Genomic DNA, 20,310 nt, shown 5'->3' on the forward strand with positions numbered 1-20,310 from the left:
GGTGGCGTCGGATGCGTCGGCGGGACGGCCTGACAGCAGCGGCGCTTCTCTTCTGGGCCGTGCGGCGTCCCCAGCTGACGGACCTACCCGAGCAGCGCCGCCGCCGTGGCCAGGGTTGCCAGCGACAGCGTCGTGGTCACCACCACCGCCCGGTTGGCCACCGCCTCGCCGACACCGTACTCCTGGCCGTAGATGAACGTGTTCTGCGCTGTCGGCAGGCCCGCGCACACCACCACGGCGAGCAACTGCGGCGCGGACAGATGCAAGGCCAGCCCGGCCGCGTACGCGATGACGGGCTGTGCGACGAGCTTCAGCGCGGTGATCACGGCCAGTCCGGCCAGCTCGGCCGACTCGGCCCGCGACGGCACCGTGCGGTACAGCGACGCGCCGAGCGCGACCAGGGCGGCCGGAACCGCGGCGCCCGACAGCAGGGTGAGCGACGCGTCGGCCGTCGACGGCAGACGCAGGCCGGCAGCCGAGCACGCGACACCGAGCAGTGACGCCAGGATCACAGGGTTGCGTACCGGCAGGGAGGCGATGCGGCGGACTCGTATCCGCCCGGCCGGGTCGGTGTGCCGGTCCAGGGCGACCAGGATCACGGGCGTCACCACCAGCACCTGCAGCAGCACCACCTCCGCCAGGAACGACACGCTGCCGAGAACCTGCGTTGCGATCGGGATGCCGAGGTTCGCCGAGTTTACGTACCCGGCGGCCATGCCCCAGATCGGCCGTTCGCCGGCCTCGCGACCGAACAGCCAGCTCGCTCCGACCCACCCGAACCCGAGGACCGCGGCCGTGCTGACCGCAAAGGCGAGCAGCGAGCGGCCGGCGAACCCGGAAAGCGGCATCCGGGACAGGGCCAGGAACAGGGCGGACGGCATCGCAAGATGGAACACGAATCGGCCGAGCACCGACGCCACCGCCTCGCCCAGCAGGCCCCAACGGCAGGCCGCGTAGCCGACCGCGGTAAGGATCCAGATCGGTGCGAACGCCGACACCAGGCTCATGCGGGCATCACCGGCGGGCGGTGATCGTTTGTTCGATGTGGCGGGGTGCGAAGGCGGAGGCCAGCCAGGTGTCGATCGGGTCGGTGCGGACGTGTTGTCGGCATCCGGTCACCGTCCTGTCGTCGTCATTCCCGGCGGATGGTGAAGTTCCTACACTTGTGAGCCAACACCACCTCCGATACATAATGGGCAGTGCTCTGAGCGCCGCTTCAGCGACCAATGTGATTCGCCGACCCGATGGAGGCCCGTCCATGGCGTTGACCCCGGCGACTGGGGGCGGTTGCGGCGAGTCGACGCCACACTCGCCGATTCAGTCGCCGAGGCCGGTCAATTCCGACGTCGAGTGGGACAGCTTCGACCCGCAGGCTTATGTCCGGCACAACTACGCGGATCTGCGGTCCGACGATCGGGAGATCCTCTGCCGCATCCGAGACTTCTTCGCCGAGGCGAAGCTCTCCGACGCGCGGTGCGTCGACGTGGGGTCTGGAGCGAACCTGTACCCGGCGCTGTCGCTTCTGCCGTTCGCGAAGGCCGTCGACCTGTGTGAATGGTCGACGGCGAACGTGAACTGGCTGCGCACGCAGGTCGACAGCTACGACGAGCTCTGGGACCCGTACTGGCAGGTGTGCGCGGAGCACCCGGCGTACGCGGCACTGGCGGACCCGCGCCGGCGCCTGGCGCAGGTGGGCCAGGTGGTGCGGGCCAGCGTTTTCACTCTGCCGAGGCACGCCTGGAGCGCCGGCACGATGTTCTTCGTGGCCTGCTCCATCTCGGCGGACCGGGCCGAGGCCGAGCACGCGATCGGTCGGTTTCTGGACGCGCTGCGGCCCGGGTCGCCCTTCGCCGTGACGGTCATGCTCGGGTCCCTCGGCTACAGCGTCGGTCGGCGGATGTTCCCGGCGGTGGCACTGCAGCGCGCCGACGTGGTGGCCAGCATCGCGACGGGCGCGTACAACCTGGACGTCCACGAGGTGCGGCCCAAGCCGCCGCTGCGGGACGGGTATTTGAGCATGCTGCTGGCCACCGGCCGTACCCGCGGATAGCGCCGATGCGTGCCTGTGGGATGCGCCGATGTGGCGCTGTCGGCGCAGCGTGGCGGCGTGGCATTCCATCGCGCCCGATTGGCCGGAGTGCCGACACGCGGCCATCGACGCCTTTCAAGTGGCACTCGACTGGCCCGCTACGATGATGCTGTACGTCATAGTGGACCATCGTGGGCACGGCAATACCAGAGGTTCCGAGTCGACGACTACAACAGACGGCGGTGGATCATGCGGATGCAGCCGCGCCAGGAGATCCTCGACATCTGGCGGGCTACGGTTCGCAGTTGCTGGGCGAACGGTGAATGGCACTGGGGCAGCCGAAGTGGTAGCAACTCGATCAGCGACGCAGAGCAACTGCTGACCCTGTTGCTCCCCGCGGCCAAGGTCCCCGTGTTGTCGCTGGACGACCCGGACCGCGCCGACGAAGAGGTGATCGAGGCGCTCAGCCCGATCGGCGGTGCGATCGAGATTCCCCGCCGGCTGGTCAGCGTGATGATCGACTATTTTCGGCGGTACACCGACGACGCCGGCGCTCCGATCTTCGGCGGGGGCAGTTACCTCACCCCGCTGGAGGGCGGTCCGGAGCTCACCGACGAGCAGCGTTCCCTGGACATCGTCGACTCGTTCGCGGTGTCGGTCACACTGACGCTGGCGACGATCGGTTTCGTGAAGGTCTACCGGGGCTCCACCCAGCGGCGCGACCTGTTGGCGCATCTGGACGAACTGGAGGAGATGGCGGGCGTGCGCCTCACGGCGGCGATGGTCGGCCTGCTCCGCAGCTTCAGCACCTTCGTCTTCACCTCCACCGACGAGTACGGCACCCGTCTGTGCGACATGGTCAACCAGGACGAGCTACCGCGCCGCGAGCTGGTGGCGGCGCTGCGCGAGCAGTTGCGGGACACGATGGCGAGCCTGCGTAGCGTGATCATCGGGTCGGGTCGGGTGACCGAGGACCTGGACAACAGCGAGATGCTGTTCGAGTGCGGTTGGTCGTGGGGGATCATCTCCGGGGCCGAGGAGGTTCCGACCACAGAGCCGATCGGCCTGCAGCGTGAGGGCTCTGCGGAGAACGCCCCCTACCTCTACTTCACCGTGATCGCGATGGACGCCATCGAGGACCTGAACTCCGAACGCACCCGACTGCTCGGGTTGCTCAACGAGGAGCAGCAGCGGCTGTCCCGGGCGCTGCAACTGCGCTGGGAGCTCACCCGGACGTACTGGGCGACGGTGGCGACCTTCGGCAACCGACGGCGGTGGCCCATCGAAGACATCCCCTGGCGGACGACCGACGGCGACCGGACCGACTACTACACCCTCCAGACCACGTCGCTGGCGGTGAAGGGCCTGATCGCCGTCGGGCGCGGCGGTGACGAGGAGCTCGGGCGGATCGCCTCGGTGCTGGTGGAGTTGGCGCAGCGGGCGAGGATCACCCGGCGGGCGTCGCCCGGCGAGCCGGCGCTGTTCGTGCACGCGCCAGGCAAGCGGGTGACCTTGAACGACGACACGTCAAAGCCGATCATGACGTGGAACGTGAACGAATTCTCCACGGTGCTGCTGCAGCGGGCGACCACCGTCGCCGGTCTGCTGAGCAACGCCCGACGGCGCAGTGAACTGCTCGAGCTGGCCGACGAGGTGTGGGACCACCTGCTGCTGCGGCGCATCCCGGACGGCCGGCACCAGGGGCTGTGGGACCACGCCGGTGGCGCTTTTCCCGGCCTGGCACCGAAGCCGGACGCACCCTCCTGGTATCTGACCGAGCGGGTGGTGCAGGCTCTGGTCACCTCCGGTCAGCTGCTGTGGGAGAGGCCGTTCCCACGAGCCGGCCGGCTGGCCGACTACGCGCAGGACCTCATCGACGAGGCCGAATACCTGTTCGACCGTGAGTTGATGCGCGGCACCTTCGACGGTGAGGCGATGCAGCGCAGCATGCGCAGCATCCGAGCCAGCCTGGGCCAGGCGCAGCTGTTGGTTGACGAGCGTCCCGGCACGGCGGCCGCTCTGGCGAACACTCTCCTGTTGCTGCTCAACGACGTCGCCACCGGGCAGCAGAAGGCCAGCGAGGGGATCTGAATGCTGGTCTTCGTCACGTCGCACAAGGGCGGCACCGGGCGGTCGGTGACCGCGGCGAACATCGCCTACCGCAGCGCGTTGTCCGGTCGCCCCACCTGCTACCTGGATTACGACTTCGGCTCGCCGACCGCCGGCATCACGTTCCAGATTCCGCAGGCCGTCAATGGCGTCGAGGGCGCCGGACCCAACGGTGGCGGCCTGCACCGATACTTGCGCGGGGAGATCCCGTCTCCGGAGCAGTTGGACGTGTGGGGCACCTCCGAACGTGCCAGCCTGCGTCAGAGGCCCATCGGGTCCGGTTCGCTGGTGCTCCTGCCGGGGCAACGCAACGGCAGCGAGTTCGGTTTCACCAACGACATCGCCAAGCGCTGCGCTGAGCTCTTCCTCCGGCTGGAGGAGGAGTTCGACCTGACCCTGGTGGACCTCAGCGCCGGCCGGTCGTACGCCAGTCAGATCGCGCTGGCCGCCACCGCGACCTCGACCCTGCGCAAGGTCGCCGTGCGCTGGTTGGTCTTCCACCGGTGGACTCCCCAGCACGTCACCGCAGCGGCGGACCTGGCCTTCGAGGCGGGCGGGATCGTGGCCATGGGCAAGGAGTACGGCCACGAGCCGGACAGGCTACGGGAGTCGCTGCGCTTCATCCGTACGGCGGTGATCGACTCCCGTGGCCCGGAGGTCGGCCACCTCGGCCTCGCGCAGCAGGCCTTCCTGCGCAAGTGCGACGCGGAGCTGTCGGAGCTGGCCCGACGGCGAGGTGTCGGGCGTACGACGCTGCTCGGCATGGTGCCGCTGGATCCTCTGCTGCAGTGGCGGGAGCAGCTGATCTCCGATCACGACGTGCAATCCAAGATTGCCAACGTCAAAACGGTGGACGCCTTCGTTGACCTGACCGAGAAGCTTTTCGACGAGACGGCATGGGACACCGCGTGATCGGCATGGATGTCAGGTTCCAGGAGGCAGCTGCGGTGCGTCGTACAGAGAGCGTGGCGTACTCGCACCTGTCCGTAGAGCTGGGGCACTTCTACGCGGAGGACTTCGGCGACGGCTGTGAGGAGCTGAGGCGCAAGTTCGAGCGGATCGCGGACTGGTCGGCCGCGATCCCGGCTCTGGCCCGACGAGGGCTGCCCGCACACCGGGAGCCCCGGATCAGCACCTGCTTCATGTTGGACGACTACTTCCACCGCTTCGGTACCCCCCGTGAGGTGATCCCGCAGGTGCAGAGCGCCGCGGCGGAGCACGGCCTGATCTTGGACTACGTGGCCCGGGAGTCCAGCTTCGCCCGGCACGACGGTGCCGAGCTGGCCCGTCTGGTGGTCGACACACTGGTGGTGGAACCCCCTCGGCACACCACCGGGAGTCGACCACCGTTGAGCGAGTCGGGCTGGCTGTCCAACGGTAAGCGGTCCCCCGGGCACGTCGACGCGCCGGCGATGACCCTGCCGCGTCCGTGGTCTCCGCCGTTGCAGTCCGGCGATCCCCGGCACTCCATCTTCGTCGACATCGAGCTCTGGTCCGACGAGCCGGACGCCCGGGTGTGGGCGTGCGCCCTGCTCGCCTCGGTCTGGCAGATGACCCGACTCGGCGTGCTACGGCATCGGGGCGAGACGATGACGCAGCCGTGTCGGCTAGCCGGCGAGCTGCCGACGGACTGGGACGAGCTGCCGGCGATCGTCCAGCTGAACCCGACGGCCGCGCCGTTCTGCGCGTATCGCACGCTGACCCTGATGGGCACCCAGTACCTGCCGGTGGAGCTGGCCGTACGGACCATCCTCGGCCAGGTGGCGGTGCCGCCGGCGGTCGCGCAGCAGGTCGCCAAACGGGCCGGCGGCGAGGGTCTGCACCTGCCCAGCGAGCTGGTCGACCGGCTGAGCTACGTGTTCATCAGCGACTGAGCGTGCTCAGCGTCGGCACGGCTCGTCGACGGCAACCCGACCGGCCAGGTCGCGCAGCAGAGCCATGTTGCTCACGCTGATCTGATCCCGGATCCAGTTGACCGACGAGTTCCACTGACGGCTGAACCCGGGTACCTGCTCCAACTGGTCCCAGATCGGCCGCAGCCGCGGGTGCACCCGCGCGCCGGGCAGCCACAGGTGCAGCAGGTGCTCCAGCACCGGCCGCAGCCGCTCGACGTGCTCCTGCCCGGAGGCCGATCGGGTGACCACGGACTCCACCAGCGAGGACAGCATGGTCAGCAGCCAGTCGTGCAACGCGAGATCTTCGCAGAGCCCGGCCACGGCGGCCGGCACGTCCTGCGGGTCGAGCACGAGTTCGACCGTACGCAGGGTGGGCGAGTCCACGGTGACCACCGCCGAGACGTCCCGGTTCGGACGCTCGGCGGTCTGCGCGGTCCAGCGCAGCCGTGTGCGGGCGGTGCGCAGTGGCGGGCGCCTGTCCAGCAGGTCGGACATCTGCACACCGTCGAGCACCCTGCCGGTGATCGCCTCCAGGTTCAGCACGTCGGCGTTGTTGCCGTGCAGGAAGCCCGCGCCCAGGTCGGCTACGTCGAGCTTGCCGACCGTCTCCAGGACGCCGGGGTTGGCCAGATAGTGCGACCACGGCTGGCGGCGCTCGCCGGCGACGACGTGGATGACCGAGGAGGCCTGCACGATCCGGCCGCCGGTGATGATGGCCCGGGTGACGACGGCCCCCACCCCACGTAACTGGCGCTGTCTGGCGCTCGGGAGCCAGCAGTCGACACCGGTGCGGACATCGGGTGACACCGCGTACAGCGATGGACGCCGAGAGGTCAGCACGGCCTCGCCCTCGATCAGGCTGAGTACTTCGGCGCTCTGCTCCTGGGCCAGCGCCGTGCTGTGCTGCAGAAGGCTGGTGTGCACCTCACCGACCGTGAGCATGGCTTCCTCCGCAACGCTGCCACCGATCCGCGCTCATCCCGCGGAATGCGGCTCATGCTGATTGACGTACACACCTCGCGACCGGCACCGACACGGATCCGCGTCGGACAACCGAAACTCCACGAGTACGAGATTCGACCGCCGGATCCGTATCTGTTGATGGCCATCATAAGCCCGGGGTCGGCGGGAATCCCATGCACGGCCGGCGTTCGGAGTGTTCGCGGGTCGGACGGACGTGACAACTGCTGATATTTTCAATGGTGCGGTCGCCAGCCACCCCCTGGAGTTTGCCGTTCATGAAGGTCTACATTTCGGCCACACAAAAGGACCTGCTGGAATACCGCGCTGCCGTGCACGCCGTGGCTCGCCGTCTGGAGATCGACGACGTGGCCATGGAGGCGTACGGCGCCGACATCCGGCCGCCGCTGGAACGCTGCCTCGCCGACGTGCGCCGGTGCGACCTCTACGTGGGGCTGTTCGCCTGGCGGTACGGGTTCCGGCCGCCCGGCCAGGAGTCCTCCATCACCGAGTTGGAATACCGGGAGGCGCTCGCGGCGGGAAAGCCCTGCCTGGTCTTCCTGCTCGCGGAGGACACGCCCTGGCCGGTCGACATGATCGATCGGGATGCCGACTGGCAGCAGATCGTCGCGTTGCGCCGTGAGCTCAAGGAGCGTCACCTCTGCGCCTTCTTCTCCGGCGTGGACGACCTCACCGCCAAGGTGACCGCCGCACTGGCCGACGTACGCAGTGGCAGGTCGCCGGCGCGCGAGCCCGCCGACCCGGACACCCACCTGCCGACGGCCGTTCGCAACCAGTACTACAAGCAGTTGTCGCTGAGATACCAGGCCGTCTCGGTGGACGCGGTCTCACCGCGTCCCACCATCGGCTACCTCACCGTCGGGCTGCCCAAGGTGTTCGTTGAACCCCGCGTCCACGAGGACGCGCGACCGGAGATGCCGCTGGCGTGGTGGCGTTGGGCCGGGTCCACGCCGGGCGACGACGTCGGCGGGCTGCCCGGGGTGGTCAACCCGGAGGAGGTGGAGCGGCTCTGGGAGGAGTACGCGGCCAAGGACGAGTTGTCATTGTTCGACGTGGTGTCCGACCCGGGCCGGCGCACGATCGTGCTGCTCGGCGACCCCGGTTCCGGCAAGTCCGCCGCCGCGCGGTACCTGGCGCTGACGCTGGCCGAGGTCTGCGTCGAGCCTCGACTGAGTGCGCTGGACCGGTACCTACCCGTCCTGATCGAGCTGCGCTCCTACGCCACCCATCACGGGGACGGCAGGTGCGACGGCTTGCTCGACTACGTCGGCCACCGCCACCAGCAGGGGCTGGCCGGTATCGACCAGAACGTGCTGGAGGCGTACCTGCGCCAGGGCGGCCAGGCGCTGTTCCTGTTCGACGGCCTGGACGAGGTGTTCGACCCGGCGCAGCGGGAAGAGGTGGCCGCGCAGATCGCCACGTTCGCCAACGAGTACCCGGGGGTGCTGACCGTGGTCACTTCGCGGGCGGCCGGCTACCAGCGGCACACCTTTGCCAACGCAGGCTTCGACCACTTCACGCTGGAGGATCTCGACGACGAGCAGATCGCGAGGTTTCTCGGCAACTGGTACCGCTATGTGATGCCCACGCCGGCTGCGGAGGCAGAGCGGCAGCGGCGGCAGATCCTCGACGTGGTGGGCAGTTCTCGAGCGATGCGCGAGATCGCCGGCAACCCCCTGCTGCTGATGCTCATGGCGATCGTCGGCCGGGGTCACCCGCTGCCCCGCAACCGACGCCGGCTCTACGCGCACGTGACCGACGTCCTGATCTCCGAGTGGGATGTGACCAAGCAACTGCGCGAGAGCCACGGCGACGTGCCGTCGCTGGACCTGCAGGCGAAGCGTCGGCTGCTGCGTCACCTGGCGTATTGGATGCAGTTCCGCGAGTCCGGCCCCGCCGGAAACTACATTGAGTCCGACGAACTGGCGCGCATCTTCCGGGACCACCTCGTCGCGTTCTACGGTTTTGAGAATGAGCGGGCGCTCGCCATGGCCTACTCGATGATCGACAAATTGCGGCAGCGAAGCTTCATCCTGGAACGTTACGGACTGCGACTGTTCGGGTTCGTGCACCGCGCGTTCCTGGAGTTTTTCTGTGCCGAAGAGATCGTGGACAGATGCGAGCACGATCCGACCTGGGGCCTCGATCGTCTGCGTTCGCTGTTTCGCGAGCACTGGGCCGATCCGTCGTGGCGGGAGGTGCTTCGACTGGTCGCCAGCGCCCTGCCCGCCCAGATCGCCAACGAACTGGTCACCCTGCTCGCCACCGAGGCCACTCAACCGTGGCCGCCGCTGAACCTGACCGGGCCGCCGTGGAACCTGGTGCTGGCGGCGCAGTGCGTGGCCGAGGCGCCGCAGCCCGCCGAACTGGCCGGCGCGGGCGACGCCGTGCTGCGCCAGGTCGTGCGTCTCATCGAGCATGGCATCTCCGCCGACGACCCGAACCTGGTGGATCTCACCGAGCAGGAGCTGCTGTCCTCGATCCGGGCGCTCGGCCCCAGCTGGCCCGGCCGGGAGATCTTCCTGCACTGGTACCGCCGCCGCGGGGTCCGGACCAGTTGGCGATCGGGCTCTCCCTTCGCCACCCGGATCGCGGCGGTGCTGTCCACCGCCGAGGAGCAGATGGAGGACCTGCTCGTCCGGGAGTTGGGGCAGGGCCGCGAGCGGCAGGCCCACCTCACCCTGGTCGCCGGGCTGGCCGAGGCCGCCGGCCGCCTCGAGGCCACCGGCGGCAGCAGTCGCCGATGCCGGGACGTCCTGCTCGCCCAGGCGCAGGCCGAGGTCTCCACCGCGGTGCGGCAGGCCGCCGTCCGCGCACTGGTCGCCCACTTCGGCGCCGACCTCGACCTTGTGGACCTGCTGCGCAGCCTCGCCAACTCTCCCGATCTCGCAGTGCGGGCGCTGGCCGTGCAGTCCCTCGGCACCCGGCCCGAACTCTCCGACGACGTCCGTCAGGTATTGGCCAGGGCCACCGGGGACACCGCCGTCGCGGTGCGGCGAGCCGCCGCCGGAGTGCTCACCGCGCGTTGCGCCGACCTGCCGGACGCACCCGAGACGATGCAGCGACTGCTGGCCACCGACACCGACCCCGGTGTGGTGCAGTGCGTGCTGAAGGGTCTGCTGGTTCTGCCGGAGTACGCCGAGACCGCACGAACCACAGCGTTGCAGCGGGTCACCGGCGATTCCCCGGACGAGGTCCGACGCTGCATTCTGACCCAGCTGCTGCCCGAGCGACCCAGCCCGGAGAGCACTGAGCTGTTGCTGAAGCTGGCCTGCTCGGACACGTCGGCGCGGGTCCGCGCGGTGGCTGTGCAGCGGTTGGCGCTCGTGCCCGACCCGGAGGGGCGCTGTCGGGCCCGGCTGATCGACCAGATCGAGCAGGACGAGGAGTCCTCCGTGCGGGCCGCCGCGGTCACCGCTCTGATCGACCAGGACCGCGCCGACGACACCGGGTGGACCGTGGTGGCCCGCTCGGCTCACGTCGACGAGGACGCGACGGTACGCCTCGCCGCGGTGCGCGCGCTGGCCGAGGCCTACCCCGACCACCGCACCGGGGAACTGCTGTTGGAGAGCGCTCGACGCGATCCGACCGCGAGCGTCCGGCTCGCCGCGGTCGAATTGCTCACCGGGCGACCGCTGTTCGGCCACGCGACCCGGGATCTGCTCATCAGCCGCGCCTCCCAGGAACGGGACCCGATCGTACGGCTGCGGGTCACCCGTAGCCTGGCCCGTCTCGCCGACCCACCGGACCTTGAGGTGCGGGAGTGCCTTGCCGAGCAGGTCAGTCGGGACCCCGACCCGAACGTGCTGTGCGCCGCCGCCCAGGCGCTCGCCCGTCACGGCGACGCCCCGGGCCTGATGGAGACACTGTGCCGGCGGGCTCGCCGAGACAGCTACGTCGGCATCCGGTTGGCCGCCGTACAGACCCTCTGCGCGTACGGGAGCCCGGAACTGGTGACCGACGTGCTGCTGGAATGCGTCGAGTCCGACACCGACCCGACCGTGTTCGATGCGGCCGTGCGCTGTCTGACCGAGCAGGGCTCGGCGTCCATGGCGGTGACGCTGCGGCTCATGCGCCGACTGTCGGACCAGGACCCGGCGATCCGCGCCCGCATCGCCGCCGCGCTCGGCGAGCACTTCGGCGCCGACCCGGAGGTTCAGGTGCTGCTGGTCGGGCTGGTCCGCGACGATCCGGCCCTGGAGGTTCGCCGCCGGGCCGTGGAGCAACTGGGCGCCAGCCTGGCCGGCCGCACGGGGGTACGGGACCTGCTGCTGCGGCTGGCTGACGACGATGACTGGGAGATCCGCCGGACCGCGCTGCTCGCGTTGACCCGTCACTACGACAGGGACACCCGGACCCGGGAGGTGCTCGTGCGGTTCGCGCATCAGGAGGATGACGGCGCGGTGCGGCGGCTGGCCGGGCAACTGCTGGCCACGCTGCCCGACACCCGACCCGACGACTTTCCGTGATCGACCCGGAGCCGTAGGTGCCCGCGCGTGCGCGTCGAGCGACGATCCGATCGACCTCGTCAAATACCATGACCTCATGACGGATCCGGTCGCCGGCTCGTCCCGCTCGGCCGGCTGGAGTCTGCGAGTCCTCTTCGGAGTGATCGGGCTGGCCGCTCTCGTCCTCGGCTATGTCGGCTTCGAGCGCCTGCTCCAGGCCCGACCGGACGTCGCCCACGATCCGTACGACGTGCTCTACTACGACCTGCAACTCTTCGTCTTCGGCGCCGAACCCTTCCAGGACGCCGGCCCCTACCCGTGGCAGCTGCAGGTCGCCCGGTTCGCCGCTCCGCTGTTCACGCTCCTCGCCGTGGCCGAGGCCAGCCGGCTGCTGCTGGCCGCCGAGAGTCGCCGCCTGCGTGCCCGGCGGGCACGTGGTCACGTCCTGGTCTGCGGCGACTCCCAGTTCGCCCATATGCTCGCTGACCGGCTCTTCGCCGACGGTGAACGTGTGGTGGTGGTGCGCTCCGAACCGTTCGGGCCGCTGGAGTACCGGTGGCGCCGGTACCTCGGCGTGGTCGGCGACCCGACCAGCCCCGAGGTGTTGCGCGGCGCCGGTCTGCCCCGAGCCCACACCATCTACGCCTGCAGCGAGGACGACGACCGCAACCACGCGATCGCCAACACCGCCAACCGGCTCATCCAGGACCGACGACAACCACCGCGGGTCTACATCCTGGTTCACGACTCGGAGATGTGTCTGTCCCTGCAGGCCCGACGACTCGGTGCCGCCGGGTCCAGCCGGCTGCGGCTGGACTACTTCCACGTCGACGACGTCGCCGCACGCGCACTGCACCGGCACCACCCGCTGCCCAGCGGGGGAGACCAACCAACCAGGATCCTCATCGCGGGCACCGGCACATTCCGCCGGGCTCTCCTGGTGGAGACCGCCCGGCACTGGCGCGCATCCCGAGCCGACACCCCGGGTGGCCACGCCGTGCCACCCCTGCGGGTGGACGTCGTGGCACCGGATGCCGGCACCGAGATCGCTCTGGCGTCGTCGCGTTACCCGTTCCTGGCCACCGTCTGCCAGTTGACCGCGTACGACCTGGATCTCGACGGTGTCGTCGGTCTCGGCCGTGACCGCTACGACCGCATCTACGTCTGCGCACCGGACGAGACCAGCGGCCTGCAGTTCGTGCTGGACACGCCCGCCCTGTGGCAGGGCGCCGAGAGTGCCGTGTTCGTGCCGGTCTACCGGCAGGCGGCGCTCGCCGCGGCCTTCCACGGCGACTCCCGTCACGACCTGCTCGACGAGGTGCACGGCAAGCTCCGCCTCTATCCGGTGCTCACCCACGCCTGCGACGCCCGGCTGATCGCCGAGGACCTCACCGAGCGGCTGGCCCGGCTGATCCACGAGCGGTACGTCCAGGCCCAGCAGCGCGCCGGGGTACGGCTCGGCGATGCCCCGGCAATGGTGGACTGGTCACGACTGCCCGAGTCGTTGCGGCGGGCCAACCGGGCCCACGTGCAGGACATCGCCGCCAAGCTGTTGGATCTCGGTTGCGTCGTGGCGCCCCGGCACGGTGGCACGGGTGACGCCTCGGCCGCCGGGCAGGCCATCGACGACCGGATCGAGGAACTCGCCCGCACGGAGCACGACCGGTGGTGCCGGGAACGGCGCGGGGACGGTTGGACGTACGGCGACCCGCGTGATGACGTCCAGCGGCGGCATCCCGCCCTGCGGCCGTGGGAGGAGCTGCCGTCCGACGTGCAGGAGCAGAATCGCGAGGGGATCCGGGCGCTGCCCGACGTGCTGTCCGACAGCGGGTTCGAGCTGATCCGGCTGGCACCCCCGGTGCCCGCGCAGCGGAGAGGCCCGAGGGATGCCGCCTGACCTGGGCCCGGTCCGCGTCGGCGTGACCGGGCACATCAACCTGACCCGCGAAACCGAGCTGCTCGTCGCCGACGCTCTCCGCGTCGAGTTGGGCCGGATCAGCGACCGGCCCGTGCACGGCGTGACCTGCCTGGCGGCCGGCGCGGACCAGGTCTTCGCGCGCACGATCCTCGATCTGGGCGGCACCTACGAGGTGATCCTGCCGGCCCGCGACTACCGGGTCGCGGTGATCAGGCCGGAGAATCGGCCGGCCTTCGACGAGTTGCTCGACCGGGCGGCAGCGGTCGTCCACACCGGCTACGACCGCTCGGACACCACCGCCTACGTGTTTGCCAACCGGGAGCTGGTCCGACGGGTGCAGCGACTCGTGGCGGTGTGGGACGGCAAACCTGGCCGTCACCCCGCGTCGACGGACCGGACCATCGACTGGGCGCGGCACCACGGCGTTCCGACCACGATCCTCTGGCCTGTCGGTGCCCTCCGGACACCCATCGAGGGCTGACGGGCCGGTCCTGCTGTCGGTGGCGAAGCACCCGGCCAGGGCGCCTGACCCCGACACATGCGTTCGTACGGTGAGTCACCGTAGTGCTGCTGCGAGTTCGGCGGCGTTGTCGAACGCGGGTGCCGCCCTTTCGGATTCGTCTTCCGTGAGCGTGACGGACTGGGCGCGGGCCAGCATCTCGGCCGCAGTGTTCGGATCGTGCAACACCATCGCGAGTTCGGCGCGGTAGACCAGTACCTCTACCTGATCGACCGGGTCGTCGTCGGCTTGCGGGCGGGCCAACGCGCTGTCGAGGATCCGAACCGCCTGTCCGACGCTTCCCCTGGAATCGGCCTGCACGACAGCATTCGCCAGGGCTTTGGCCAGCCGCCCGACAGTCGTGGCGGCCGGCATGGGCGCGGTGGCGGCCTCCCGAAAGACGCGGATCCAGTTGCCGCCCGGGTCGATGACGGTGAAGCCGCCCAACCCGTCGGCGTTCTTCCGCGCCCTGGGCCGGGTCATCCGCGGCGTTCCGGACACCAGCACCTTGCCGTACGCGGCCCGCATGCCGGCCGCGAATGCCCGATGCAGTCCCTCGATGTCCGCGCTGAGTACGAGACAGGAGCCATAGGACTGCTCGGGGTCGAATCCGGCGATCTCGAAGAACTGCAGATGCAGGTCTTCGCGCTGCACCCCCACACACGCGTTGGGCTTGCGTTGCTTGTAGGTGGTGCGGAAACCGAGAACTCCGTAGAAGGTTTCGATGTCGTCGATGGATGCGCACGGCAGCAGGGGAACGGTCCGCTCGTTGGCCATGCCTCCTTCCTAAGCGTCGCAGGGCGCCCGTCGCACATGGAAATAGCCGATCATCGCCTTCGGCCGTCCGATCGGCTGATGACCCAGAAACCTGACGCTACCCAGCCGAGCCGTCGGCGGTGCCTTCCTGCCGGCCAGACGTCTCGCCAAGATCAGGCGCCCGGATCTGCCGCTGACAAGGCGCGGCGATCGTGGGCGTGCTCCCCGGTCGACCGATGCGGCTGCGGGCGTCGACGTTGTCGGCAGCTATGACATAGATGGGATTACATGTCTTGCGTGATCTCAGGTATGAAGACCGAAGGCACGTCTCGGTGCTGATTCCTGAGAAGGAGCGACAGATGAAACATGCCCTGCGCCGCCTACGAACGGGGGCGGTTGCGCTCGCTGCCTGCACACTCGGGCTGAGCCTACTGTCGGTACCCGCCGCCGAGGCGTACTCGGTTGCCCCTCTCGCGCCACAGTCCGAACGGGCACCGGAAGCGACCCAGTTCTCGGCAGAGGGTGTGACCACGATCGGTGAACTCCGCACCGTCGACAGCTCCCTGTCCTACGCCCCCAACGGCGGAACACAGATCATTCAGCATCCCGGTGCCACCTACGTGAAGGTGCACTTCAACTCACTGCGACTGGCCGAAGGCGACTACGTCACCGTGTCGAGCCGCGACGGCAAGGAGAGCTACCGGTACGACCGCCACCTGAACCGGGCGACCGGTTCGGACTACACCACCGACGGACAGCCGGGTTTCTGGGCGATGTCGGTGGAGGGCGACACCGCCGTGGTGACACTGCACAGCAGCCGTCCCTCACGTGGTAGCGCCGCCATCATCGACCGGTTCTGGCGTGGATACGACCGCACGGAAATCGCCGCGCACAACTTCTCCACCCAGTCCGTGTGCAGCACCGACGCCCGCCGGGACGTGGTCTGCTACCAGAACAGCCACCCCACCGAGTACGCCCGCGGCAGGGCGGTGGCGCGGCTGCTGATCAGCGGCGGTGGACTGTGCACCACCTGGCGGGTCGGCAACACCAACCGGATGCTGACGAACAAGCACTGCTTCTCGACGCAGTCCGCCGTGAGCGGCAGCGAGATGCAGTTCAACTACCAGTGCGCCACGTGCGGCGGCGCGAATCCCGGCGCCGGCACCAAGGTCAGCGGTGCCACCCTCTACCGGGTGAGCAGCGGCGGCTCCAGCCAGCTGGACTACGCCCTGTTCTCGGTCAACAACTTCGCCGCCATCCAGGGTTTCGGCACGCTGTACCTGGCAACTACCGCCACCAGCAACGGCACCCGGATCTATGTCCCCGGCCACGGCGACGGCACTGCGAAGCGGCTGTCGATCTTCGAGGACACCCAGAACGGCGCGACCTGCGCCGTCCGGAACGCGAACTACAACACCTGGAACATCAGTTACAGCTGTGACACCTCCGGCGGCAACTCGGGTTCACCCGTGCTGAACGCCAGTCACCGTGTGATCGCCCTGCACCACCTCGGCGGTTGTCCGTCGAACCAGGGCGCGAAGGCGCACCTCATCTACAACGAGATCGCCAGTCTGATCGACAACGGCTGAGAGCCCGCATCGCCCGCACCGGCCACGTCCACGAAACTCGCGATGACCGTCGCCGACCTGCTGTGATCTCTGGGTCGTAGTCGAGGAACAGGATGAACCCTGTTCAGGCGTTGTTTTGCAGGTGGATCACCGCCGGCCACCGGTCGCCCGGCCCGACTGCGTGCCAGGGCCCGCCGAACGGCGGGCCCTGGCACCCGGAAGAAGATCAGCGCAGGGTGTCGATGTCGATGACGAACCGGTACCGCACGTCCGAGGCGAGCACCCGCTCGTACGCGTCGTTGACTGCCTCGGCGCCGATGACCTCGACCTCGGGAGCGATGCCGCGCTCGGCGCAGAAGTCCAGCATCTCCTGCGTCTCGGCGATGCTGCCGATGCTGGAGCCGGCGAACGAACGTCGATTGCCGAACAACGCGAAGACGGGCACCGGGAGCGGCTCCGGCGGGGCACCCACGCTGACAAGCGTGCCGTCCAGACGCAGCAGACCGAGGTAGCTGGCCATGTCGATAGGCGCGCTGACCGTGTTGATGATCAGGTCGAAGCTGTTCTTGAGCGACTCGAACGTCGCCGGGTCCTTGGTGGCGTAGTAGTGCTCGGCTCCGAAGCGCAGGCCGTCGTCCTTCTTGCCCAGCGTCTGTGACAGCACGGTCACCTCGGCGCCCATCGCTGCGGCGATCTTGACGGCCATGTGGCCCAGACCACCCAGGCCCACCACGGCGACCTTCTTGCCGGGACCGGCGTTCCAGTGCGCCAACGGAGAGTACGTGGTGATGCCCGCGCACAGCATCGGCGCGGCCGCCTCGTACGGGATGCTTTCCGGCACCCGCAGCACGAAGTCCTCGTTCACGACGACATGGGTCGAGTACCCGCCCTGGGTCACGGTGCCGTCCCGGTCGACGCCCGCGTACGTCTGGGTGTTGCCCTTGAGGCAATACTGCTCGTTTCCGGTGCGGCAGTTCTCGCACTCGCGACACGAGTTGACCATGCAGCCCACACCAGCACGGTCGCCGACAGCGTGCCGGGTGACGTCGGCGCCGACCTCGGTGATCCGGCCGACGATTTCGTGGCCGACGGTGAGCGGGTAGGGAACGCTGCCCCAGTCGCCGCGCACGGTGTGGATGTCGGAGTGGCAGATGCCGGCGTAGCGGATTTCGATGAGAACATCGTGCGGGCCCAGGTCCCGCCGTTCGATCGTGGTACGCACGAGCGGTTCGGTGGCAGAAGGCGCGGCGATGGCGTTGACGGTGAAGATGATGTCCTCCGGTGACGTGATGCTGACCTACCCGCAGCTCACCACAGCCGTGGCGGCGCTGCGAGTCTCTGTCGGGCGCGTACTGCTGGTACCCCTCAGGCGCGCCGGGTGGTCGCTCCGGCTGACCAGGCTACTTCTTTTGCTGCGCCCACTTCCCTGGCAGCACCTGCTGGCAGGCAGTGAGCGGTGATGCCGGCTACAGCGCCGCCATCGCCGACAGCGATGTGAGTGTTCGTGCGGCTGGCGATCTCGACGTCCCTTGCTGGCCGGCGACGAGGCGCAGGCGACCTCACCGACGACCCGGTGAGGTGTCATCCGGGCATTCCACCCGACCGGACAGTTCGGTGGCTTATGGTGAAAAGCCGGCGCGTCCAGGGCCGTGCGACGTCCGGATCCGGACCACAGACCTTCACGTTGTCCACCGAAGGGCGGACCGATGACCGAGAAAACGTCGCGGTGCCGCGTGTCGACCGGCACCGCCGCCGCGCGCGACGTCCAGCACGGCTGAGATGGACTGGGCCGGATGGGCGTTGTTCGGGTTGGTCGCCACCGCGGTGCTGACCGCAGCGCTGATCACCGCTCAACTGGCCGGCCTCACCCGCCTCGACTTTCCCCTGGTGCTCGGGACATTCGTCACCGAGGACCCCGACCGGGCCCGAGTCGTCGGGTTTTTCATCCACCTCTGCGCCGGTCAGGGCTTCGCTCTCGGCTACGCGGCCACGTTCGCCCTGCTGCACCGCGCCACCTGGTGGATCGGTGCCCTGCTCGGGACCGTCCACGTCGGAATCGCGCTGACGGTCCTCCTGCCGCTGCTTCCGGGGGTCCACCCGCGCATGGCCTCCCAACGGGCAGGTCCGGCCAGCACGGCCGTGCTGGAGCCGCCCGGCCTGTTCGGCGTCAACTACGGCATCCAGACTCCAGCGGTCGTGGCTGTCGTGCACGTCTTCTACGGGGTGGTCCTCGGGCTGCTCCTTCGGGCCCACTGACCCGCGTCCCGCCACTCGTCAGGAAGCGATCACCATGACCGGTGGATACGACAGGACGCGTCCCCGGCCCCCGGCGCCGATCAGTGACTACGGGCTGCTGAGTGACACCCGCACCGCGGCTCTCGTCGACGGTGACGGCGGGATCGACTGGCTCTGCGTACCCCGCTTCGACGGCGAGCCCCTGTTCGGCCGGCTGGTCGGTGGCCCCGATGCGGGGACGTTCCGGCTCGGCCCGGCCCGACCGGCCACGGTCGTCGAACGGCGCTACCGGCGGCACACCGCCACCCTGGAGACGACGTGGGAGGTACGCGGCGGACGGCTCACCCTCACCGAGGGGATGGTGGCCGAGGTCAGCGGTCGCCTGCTGCCCACGACACTGATCGTGCGGCGCCTGTCGACCGATGATTCGGCGGTCGACGCCGTCGTCGAGTTCGACCCCCGGTTCGGTGTGCGGCACCGCCGGCCACGGGTCCAGCACCGCCGCCAGGCGCTGGTGTGTCAGTGGGGGTCGCTGGCGGTCTCCCTGGGCAGCGCGCCGCGGCTCTCCATCGAGCCAGGCCGCCCCACCTCGATCACGGTCAGCCCGGACCGTCCGGTCACCCTCGTGCTTGCCGTGGCGCACCGCGAACCGCTGATCCACGTCGACCCGGCAGCGGCCTGGGACCTCCTGACCGAGGACGAGGACCGCTGGCGGGACTGGACTGCGGAGATCGACCTGTCACTGCCTTTCCGGGAACACGTCGTTCGAAGCCTGCTGACCCTGCGGCTACTGACCTACTCGCCCTCACGAGCCCCGGTGGCCGCACCCACCACGTCTCTGCCGGAGGATCCCGGTGGGGTACGGAACTGGGACTACCGCTATGTCTGGCCCCGTGACGCCAGCATCGGCGTCAGCGCCTTCCTCAGCGTCGGCAAGCCCGAGGAGGCACAGGGTTTCCTCGCCTGGCTGCTGCACGCCAGCCGGCTACAGCGGCCACGCCTACCGGCGCTGCTCACCCTCCACGGCCGCCGGGTGCCCGCCGAACGGGAACTGCCCGGCTGGCCGGGCTATCTCGGCAGCGTCCCGGTACGGGTCGGCAACGGCGCCGCCGGGCAACACCAACTCGACGGCTACGGCTGGGTGATCGACGCCGCCTGGGCGTTCGTGCGGGCCGGGCACCGTCTCTATACCGAGACATGGCGGGCGATACGCGGCTTCGCCGACATCGTCGCCCGTTACTGGCAGGAGCCCGACGCCGGAATCTGGGAGGTACGCGAACCTGCCCAACACGTGCATTCCAAGCTCATGGGGTGGCTCGCCCTGGATCGAGCCCTGCGCATCGCCGACACCCACCCCCTGTCCGGCCGCCGACGTCGACGTTGGCAGGAAGCACGAGATGCCATCGCCGCCGAGGTACGGACATCCGGCTTCAACCCGACGGCGGGCAGTTACGTCCGCAGCTACGGCTCCGATGCCTTCGACGCGGCTCTGCTCGTCCTGCCGCTGCTGGACATGGACAGCGTCGAGTCGCCCCGGGTACAGGGCACCATCAACGCCATTCGGGACCAGCTCTCCGCCGGCGGTCCGCTGCTCTACCGCTATCCGCCGGGAAGTGACGGCTTCCACGGCACCGAGGGCGCATTCCTGCCGTGCTCGTTCTGGCTGGTGCAGGCCCTCGCCCGCACCGGGCGCCGCACCGAGGCGGTCGAACTGTTCCAGTCCATGCTCGACCACGCCAGCCCACTCGGGCTCTACGCCGAAGAGTTGGACCCGGCGACCGGCGCTCACCTCGGCAACTACCCCCAGACACTGACCCACGCGGCGCTCGTCCAGGCCGCGCTCGCCATTCGCGACGCCTCCGCTGGCTAGGT

The 20,310-nt window shown here is 69.2% G+C and carries 15 protein-coding genes; 11 read left to right on the forward strand and 4 right to left on the reverse strand.

The annotated features are described in order from the left end of the window. Positions 1-83: 83 nt before the first annotated feature. On the reverse strand, positions 84-1,007 hold the full coding sequence (locus ACFYP0_RS30100; RefSeq protein WP_386998367.1) for an AEC family transporter: 924 nt from the start codon (positions 1,005-1,007) through the stop codon (positions 84-86). Positions 1,008-1,258: 251 nt separating this feature from the next. Between ACFYP0_RS30100 and ACFYP0_RS30105 the strand changes: the two genes are divergently transcribed. From ACFYP0_RS30105 to ACFYP0_RS30120, 4 genes are all read left to right on the forward strand, one after another. Beyond that, positions 1,259-2,050: an SCO2525 family SAM-dependent methyltransferase gene (locus ACFYP0_RS30105; protein WP_386998368.1), complete on the forward strand. Its 792-nt coding sequence runs from the start codon at positions 1,259-1,261 to the stop codon at positions 2,048-2,050. Between the two features lie 228 nt (positions 2,051-2,278). Continuing rightward, positions 2,279-4,120 carry an SCO2524 family protein gene (locus tag ACFYP0_RS30110; RefSeq protein WP_124855912.1) on the forward strand — a complete coding sequence of 614 codons (1,842 nt, stop codon included), beginning with the start codon at positions 2,279-2,281 and terminating at the stop codon, positions 4,118-4,120. Next, positions 4,121-5,050 (forward strand): SCO2523 family variant P-loop protein, encoded by a 930-nt coding sequence (locus ACFYP0_RS30115; RefSeq protein WP_124855914.1) that lies wholly within the window; start codon positions 4,121-4,123, stop codon positions 5,048-5,050. It begins immediately after the preceding gene. Positions 5,051-5,055: 5 nt separating this feature from the next. Next, entirely contained in the window at positions 5,056-6,012 is a 957-nt protein-coding gene (locus tag ACFYP0_RS30120; RefSeq protein ID WP_386998369.1) for an SCO2522 family protein, read from the forward strand. 6 nt (positions 6,013-6,018) lie between these two features. Here ACFYP0_RS30120 and ACFYP0_RS30125 read toward each other — a convergent pair whose 3' ends face one another. Then, complete coding sequence (locus tag ACFYP0_RS30125) at positions 6,019-6,975, reverse strand: SCO2521 family protein (protein ID WP_356979728.1); 957 nt, start codon at positions 6,973-6,975, stop codon at positions 6,019-6,021. 296 nt (positions 6,976-7,271) lie between these two features. Here ACFYP0_RS30125 and ACFYP0_RS30130 point away from each other — a divergent pair, with 296 nt between their 5' ends. From ACFYP0_RS30130 to ACFYP0_RS30140, 3 genes are all read left to right on the forward strand, one after another. Continuing rightward, positions 7,272-11,483, forward strand: a complete 4,212-nt coding sequence (locus ACFYP0_RS30130) for a HEAT repeat domain-containing protein (protein ID WP_356979726.1) — start codon at positions 7,272-7,274, stop codon at positions 11,481-11,483. A gap of 76 nt (positions 11,484-11,559) precedes the next feature. Continuing rightward, entirely contained in the window at positions 11,560-13,359 is a 1,800-nt protein-coding gene (locus ACFYP0_RS30135) for a RyR domain-containing protein (protein ID WP_356979724.1), read from the forward strand. Next, a complete protein-coding gene (locus ACFYP0_RS30140) occupies positions 13,349-13,861 on the forward strand; it encodes a hypothetical protein (protein ID WP_124855922.1) in 513 nt (170 codons plus the stop codon). Before ACFYP0_RS30135 ends, ACFYP0_RS30140 begins: the two co-directional genes overlap by 11 nt. 75 nt (positions 13,862-13,936) lie before the next feature. Here the strand turns inward: ACFYP0_RS30140 and ACFYP0_RS30145 are convergent, their stop codons facing one another. Further along, complete coding sequence (locus ACFYP0_RS30145; RefSeq protein ID WP_356979721.1) at positions 13,937-14,656, reverse strand: VOC family protein; 720 nt, start codon at positions 14,654-14,656, stop codon at positions 13,937-13,939. Positions 14,657-14,994: 338 nt separating this feature from the next. On the opposite strand from ACFYP0_RS30145, the gene ACFYP0_RS30150 reads away from it, so the two are divergent. Then, positions 14,995-16,224, forward strand: coding sequence for a trypsin-like serine peptidase (locus ACFYP0_RS30150; RefSeq protein WP_356979719.1), 1,230 nt, complete (start codon positions 14,995-14,997; stop codon positions 16,222-16,224). Between the two features lie 205 nt (positions 16,225-16,429). Here ACFYP0_RS30150 and ACFYP0_RS30155 read toward each other — a convergent pair whose 3' ends face one another. Next, positions 16,430-17,473 (reverse strand): NAD(P)-dependent alcohol dehydrogenase, encoded by a 1,044-nt coding sequence (locus ACFYP0_RS30155; RefSeq protein ID WP_356979808.1) that lies wholly within the window; start codon positions 17,471-17,473, stop codon positions 16,430-16,432. Here ACFYP0_RS30155 and ACFYP0_RS30160 point away from each other — a divergent pair. From ACFYP0_RS30160 to ACFYP0_RS30170, 3 genes are all read left to right on the forward strand, one after another. After that, complete coding sequence (locus ACFYP0_RS30160; RefSeq protein WP_356979717.1) at positions 17,454-17,663, forward strand: hypothetical protein; 210 nt, start codon at positions 17,454-17,456, stop codon at positions 17,661-17,663. The two genes, ACFYP0_RS30155 and ACFYP0_RS30160, sit on opposite strands and share 20 nt — an antisense overlap. 319 nt (positions 17,664-17,982) lie before the next feature. Then, on the forward strand, positions 17,983-18,459 hold the full coding sequence (locus ACFYP0_RS30165; protein ID WP_124855929.1) for a hypothetical protein: 477 nt from the start codon (positions 17,983-17,985) through the stop codon (positions 18,457-18,459). Positions 18,460-18,493: 34 nt separating this feature from the next. Next, a complete protein-coding gene (locus tag ACFYP0_RS30170) occupies positions 18,494-20,308 on the forward strand; it encodes a glycoside hydrolase family 15 protein (RefSeq protein ID WP_356979715.1) in 1,815 nt (604 codons plus the stop codon). Positions 20,309-20,310: the final 2 nt, after the last annotated feature.

This window comes from Micromonospora arida (assembly GCF_042873195.1).
Classification (GTDB): domain Bacteria; phylum Actinomycetota; class Actinomycetes; order Mycobacteriales; family Micromonosporaceae; genus Micromonospora; species Micromonospora arida.